Below are 1,673 nucleotides of genomic sequence, written 5' to 3'. Positions count from 1 at the left end.
CGTTTTGCAAAGTCTGGATTTGTGCGGCTCTGGTTTGTCCTGTGGTGCTGACGCGGGCGTATCCGATGATCATGGGGTCCGGCGGCTTTCGATGGGGTCGGCGACCGGCTTTCCGGCTTGGGTCGGGCTTCCAGCTTGTGCGGTCGTCATCGGGATCGTGTGGTTCCAGCCGGCTGGGTTGGGGGCTTGGGATTGCGGCTCCCGGCCACGCTGCCCTGTCCTGTCCTGTCCTGTCCTGTCCTGAGCCCGCAGCCCCGAGCGGCTTTGTTTTGCACTCTGGATTTGCACGGTTCAAGGGGTTGGGTTTGCTGGTGTCGTGGGGGTGTTCGGAACTGTTGATTTCTGCACCAGCCGCGCTGGCGGCACCCGAAGCTGGGGCGCACGGATCCGGATCGGACGAGATCGCCGGCGTGATGCGGCGGCCCAACGAAGAAGCCGCCGGGATCTCTCCCGACGGCTCTGCACCCCCTGACGGGATCCATGGTCTTCGTCTCGACGCCCTGGCCATGACGGGCGCCGGAACCGGAAGCCCCGCGCGCGATCTCGCGGCCTCCCGGGCGCCGATCCCACATCGTTCGACGCGGAAGCCCTCCGGCACGGGGAGCACCGGAGGGCCACTGGCAAGCCACGAACGAGTGGCGCGACGGGGAGACGCGAGGCGTCGTCCTTTGGCTTACTGAAAGAGACGCAGGATGTTCTGCGTGGAGTTGTTGCCGATCGAGAGGGCCTGGAAGGCGAGCTGCTGCTTGACCTGGAGCGCGCTGACCTTGGCGCTTTCCTTCTCCATGTCGGCATCCACCAGTGCGCTCAGGGCGCCGTTCCGGATGTCCGCGACCTTGTTGTTGAAGTCCTGAAGGGAGCCGAGGCTGTTCGAGTAGTTGCCGACTTCCGTCGTCATCGACGCGATCGTCGCCTTGGCTGCATTCACCGTTGCGATGAAGGTGTCACGAAGGGCCACGGTCGTCGTGGACGCGGTGTTGAAGACCGTGTTGTAGATGGTGGTGAACGCTGCAGCCGAACCCGAACCCAGCGTGCCACCCGTTCCCGCCGTATCGAGAACGACGGCCGAGGGCGTGTAGCCCAGGGTGATCGGCGTTCCGTTGTCCTGCCCGATCGTGGCCGTGACAGCCGTCGTGCCGGTGAGAAGATTGAACCCGGAGAACGCGGCGGAGTCGACCACGGCCCGCAGCTGGTTCTGATAGTTCTTCACGTTCGCTTGCACGGCGTCGTTGATGGCTCCGGCGCCCGTGGTCGAGTGAAGGACAGCGGCACCTGCCGCCGTGGCGAGGTTGCCGAGAATGTCCTGAATGGTGGTCAGCGCCTCGACCGCCACGTCCGAGCGAGCCTTGGCCACTGCGATGCTGCCGTTGACGGTATCCTGTGCCTTCAGATCGGTGCGGATCGTCTGAGCGGTCGACCAGACGCTGGCATTGTCGCGGGCCGAGGCGACTTTGAGGCCGCTGGCGATCCGGTTCTGGGTGGTGGAGAGCTCGGCGTTCGTCTGGCGCAGGCTGGACAGGACGAAAGAATTCGTGGTGGTGGCGTTGATCGAGACCATTTTGTTTCCCCGTTACAAGCGGCTTGCTTGCAACGACAGGAATACCTGCCGCAAACGAAGGGTCTTGTACTGATAAGATTCAAATTTTACGGGATATATGGGTATATTGTATTAT

Annotated in this window: 1 protein-coding gene; it reads right to left on the bottom strand. The window is 63.2% G+C overall.

Going from position 1 to position 1,673, the window contains the following annotated elements; genetic code table 11:
* Nucleotides 1-673: 673 nt before the first annotated feature.
* Entirely contained in the window at nt 674-1,558 is an 885-nt protein-coding gene (locus AUL33_RS21270; RefSeq protein WP_062213307.1) for a flagellin, read from the bottom strand.
* Nucleotides 1,559-1,673: the final 115 nt, after the last annotated feature.

The organism is Aureimonas sp. AU12, assembly GCF_001463705.1.
Taxonomy (GTDB): domain Bacteria; phylum Pseudomonadota; class Alphaproteobacteria; order Rhizobiales; family Rhizobiaceae; genus Aureimonas.
The sequence above is the reverse complement of the archived record's forward strand: the minus strand, read 5'-3'. Positions and strand labels throughout refer to the sequence as shown.

What these genes read in the sequence shown, in the direction of transcription:
- AUL33_RS21270 (WP_062213307.1), bottom strand. Translation starts at nt 1,558, where the DNA reads ATGGTCTCGATCAACGCCACCACCACGAATTCTTTCGTCCTGTCCAGC.